The organism is Rhodopseudomonas sp. B29 (genome assembly GCF_000333455.1).
Classification (GTDB): domain Bacteria; phylum Pseudomonadota; class Alphaproteobacteria; order Rhizobiales; family Xanthobacteraceae; genus Rhodopseudomonas.
In genome coordinates this window covers 1-3,323 of record NZ_BADD01000310.1, presented here as the reverse complement: position 1 = coordinate 3,323, position 3,323 = coordinate 1, and the positions used below count along the sequence as shown (strand labels likewise).

Genomic DNA, 3,323 nt, shown 5'->3' with positions numbered 1-3,323 from the left:
CGACGAGCGGCTGATCGAAGCCGCGCGGTTGACCGGCGCCGACGTGCCGGTCTGCCTGCCGTCGACCGCCTGCGTGATGACAGGCGTCGGCGAGAACCTGACGCCGCTGGCGCTGCCGCGACTGCCGGCGGTGCTGGTCAATCCGCGGGTGCCGGTCGCCACCAAGGACGTCTTCGCCGCCCTGGGCCTGCGCGCCGGCCAGCTCACCGTCGGTCCGGCCGACGTGCTGAGCGCACCGGTCTGGCCGGGCGTCGGCGCGACACCAGATGATTGGGTGAAGGCGCTTGCGGCGGGCCGCAACGATCTCGAACCGCCGGCCCTGAAGGTCGAGCCGATCGTAGGTGACGTGCTCGCCGCGCTCCGCGCCGCTGCGGGTGTGAAGCTGGCCCGGATGTCGGGTTCGGGGGCGACGTGCTTCGCGCTGTTCGGTAGTGATGAAGATGCGAAGGCCGCCGCGAGCGCTATCAGCGCAGCACACCCCGGCTGGTGGGTGCATGCGGGCAGCTTGAGCTAACTACTTGCCACGTCATTCCGAGGCGCGCCGTCAGGCGCGAACCCGGAATTTCGCGTGTAGCCTATCAGTTCGTCATTCCGGGATGCGCTGCGTAGCAGCGCAGGCCCGGAATCCATAACCCCTATGGTTGCGTTGAGGCACCGCATTGCAAACGCTGTCCCTCAATGACTGAAACCTGTGGCTATGGATTCCGGGTTCACGCTTCGCGCGCCCCGGAATGACAAAAGAGAGGTGTGAGCCGGCCGCTCAGTGCGATCGCGCCAGACAGAACGCCACCACCTGCTCGAGCGCGCTCTTCATCGGCGAGGGGGCGAACAAAGCGAGGGCGTCGACCGCCATGGCGCCGTAGTGGTGGGCGCGCTGGATGGTGTCTTCCAAAGCGCGGTGCTTGGACATCAGGGCGATGGCCTGATCGAGGTCGGCGTCGGTGATGTCGCCCTTTTCCAGCGCCCGCACCCAGAACGCGCGTTCGGCGTCGTTGCCGCGGCGGAACGCCAGCACCACCGGCAGAGTAATCTTGCCCTCGCGGAAATCGTCGCCGACGTTCTTGCCGAGCTTGGCGGCCTTGCCGCCGTAATCGAGCACGTCGTCGATGAGCTGGAAGGCGATGCCGATGTTCATGCCGAACGAGCGGCAGGCCGACTGCTCGGCCTTCGGCCGGTTGGCGATCGCCGGGCCGACTTCGCAGGCGGCGGCGAACAGCTCGGCGGTCTTGCCGCGAATGACGTTCAGATACTCGTCTTCGGTCGTCGCGGTGTTCTTGGCGGCGGCGAGCTGAGCGACTTCGCCTTCGGCAATCGTCGCCGACGCGGCCGACAGAATATCCAGCGCGCGCAAGCTTCCGACTTCGACCATCATGCGGAAGGCCTGGCCGAGCAGGAAGTCGCCGACCAGCACGCTGGCCTCGTTGCCCCACAGCATCCGCGCCGACTTCTTGCCACGGCGCATCTCGCTTTCGTCGACGACGTCGTCGTGCAGCAGCGTCGCGGTGTGCATGAATTCGACCGCGGCGGCGAGCTTGATGTGTCCGTCGCCGGTGTAATTGGTGAGGTTGGCCATCGCCAAAGTCAGCATCGGCCGCAGCCGCTTGCCGCCCGACGAGATCAGGTGATTGGCGACCTCGGGGATCATCGTGACGTCCGAGCCGGTGCGCGACAGAATGACCGCGTTGACCCGATCCATGTCGGTGGTGACAAGCTCGACAAGCTGGTCGATGGAGGGCGTCTGCGGCCCTTCGAACGGTACGATGACGGCCACGCCGGCTCTCCACTTCCGCAGGGCCTGATGCGATCCGATGTCGCGCGGGCCGTGCTTCGATTGCGCGAGGCGAATGTTCGCCGGGCAGATTGCCCTCAGCGGACCTCGCACCCGCACTATATCACGGGGACGATCCGGCAACGAGGCATGCTATAGACGGCCTGGACCGGTCGCGCGGGTGTCTTAAAGCATCGGTCACGGGAGGCGCAAGGTTGCGGGAACTGGTGCGAACCAACGACGCGGTACTGCTGTCGGCGATCGGGGCGCTGCTCGACGGCGCTGCCATCGAATATCTGGTCATGGACCAGAACATGAGCATCCTCGAAGGCTCGCTGGGCGTGATCCCGCGCCGTGTTCTGGTGCACGAGGACGATCTGCGGTGTGCGCGGCAAGTGCTGACAGATGCCGGTTTGGCGCATGAATTACGCGCCGATGGCTGACGTCGCGGCCCCGCGCACGGACGATGTCTCCGAAGACGGCTTCCTCGGCGGCAAGCTGCTTCTGCGTCAGCTTCGCTCCGGACATCGCGCCGGGCACGACGCGATCCTGCTGGCGGCTTCGACCAAAGTTCAATCTGGTAATCGTGTCGTCGAGTTCGGCAGCGGCGTCGGGGCGGCGGGCCTTGCGCTGGCGCGACGGGTGCAGCCGCTCGATCTGGTGCTGGTCGAGATCGATCCGCAACTCGCGGCGCTGGCGCGGAGCAATGCGGAAGCCAACGGACTTTCCGCGCAGGTTCTGCTGCTCGATGTTTGTGGCGGGTCTGACAGTTTCGTCGCAGCCGGATTGCCGCCCGATAGCGTCGATGCGGTGCTGATGAATCCGCCGTTCAACCATCCGGGCCGGCATCGCGCCTCGCCCGATCCCAAGCGCAGCATAGCCCATGTGGCCGAAGCCTCGACCTTGGAGGTTTGGCTGCATGCCGCTCGCCGCGTGCTGAAATCAGGCGGCATACTGACGCTGATCTGGCGGGCCGATGGATTGGCCGAGGTGCTGGCCGCACTCGGCCGCGGCTTCGGCAGCGTCGCGGTTCAGCCGGTCCATGGCAGCGCCGGCGGGCCGGCGATCCGTGTGCTGGTGCGGGCGGTCAAGGGCGGGCGGGCGCCGCTGGCGATCTGGCCCGGGCTCGAGCTCAACACGGCTTCGCAAACGCAGAGCGAGTTCGTTCAAGCCGTGCTGGCCGGAGCCGACGTGCTGCCGCTTGCGAAGTAAGTCGAAGCCGATCCAGCCGAGAATAATTTGCCGGCCGGGCAACAAATGCTGAGTTGGGTCAGCTGCTCAGGACGGCAGTGCCGGATCGCGCCGCGTCGACGGAAAAGGCATGCGGACCGCAATCAGAATGGCCGCTATCAGGAGTAACAGCAGGCAAATTTTCATCGGCAATTCCCACTGCTCGGTTGAGCGAAACACCCTATATGAATCTTGCACTGCAAAAGTTGTTCCAGCTCAAAGCAGCAACTTCGTGCGACGAGAACGAGGAACCCGCATGACAATTTCGTACTCCGCCGACAACGATGCTTCAGGTGTGCTGGGCCGCTGGCCCCATTGTTGCCTG

Annotated in this window: 3 protein-coding genes and 1 pseudogene; 3 read left to right on the top strand and 1 reads right to left on the bottom strand. The window is 65.6% G+C overall.

Features of this window, described 5'->3' with window-relative positions; translation table 11 throughout:
* Nucleotides 1-514, top strand: a pseudogene (locus I5M_RS11405) (4-(cytidine 5'-diphospho)-2-C-methyl-D-erythritol kinase); the annotation flags it as partial.
* A gap of 246 nt (nucleotides 515-760) precedes the next feature.
* Here the strand turns inward: I5M_RS11405 and I5M_RS11400 are convergent.
* Entirely contained in the window at nucleotides 761-1,771 is a 1,011-nt protein-coding gene (locus I5M_RS11400) for a polyprenyl synthetase family protein (protein ID WP_022721524.1), read from the bottom strand.
* Between the two features lie 212 nt (nucleotides 1,772-1,983).
* On the opposite strand from I5M_RS11400, the gene I5M_RS11395 reads away from it, so the two are divergent.
* Entirely contained in the window at nucleotides 1,984-2,211 is a 228-nt protein-coding gene (locus I5M_RS11395; RefSeq protein ID WP_022721523.1) for a DUF2007 domain-containing protein, read from the top strand.
* Entirely contained in the window at nucleotides 2,204-2,980 is a 777-nt protein-coding gene (locus tag I5M_RS11390; protein WP_022721522.1) for a tRNA1(Val) (adenine(37)-N6)-methyltransferase, read from the top strand. The genes I5M_RS11395 and I5M_RS11390 overlap by 8 nt, the downstream gene beginning before the upstream one ends.
* The last annotated feature ends 343 nt before the right edge of the window (nucleotides 2,981-3,323 follow it).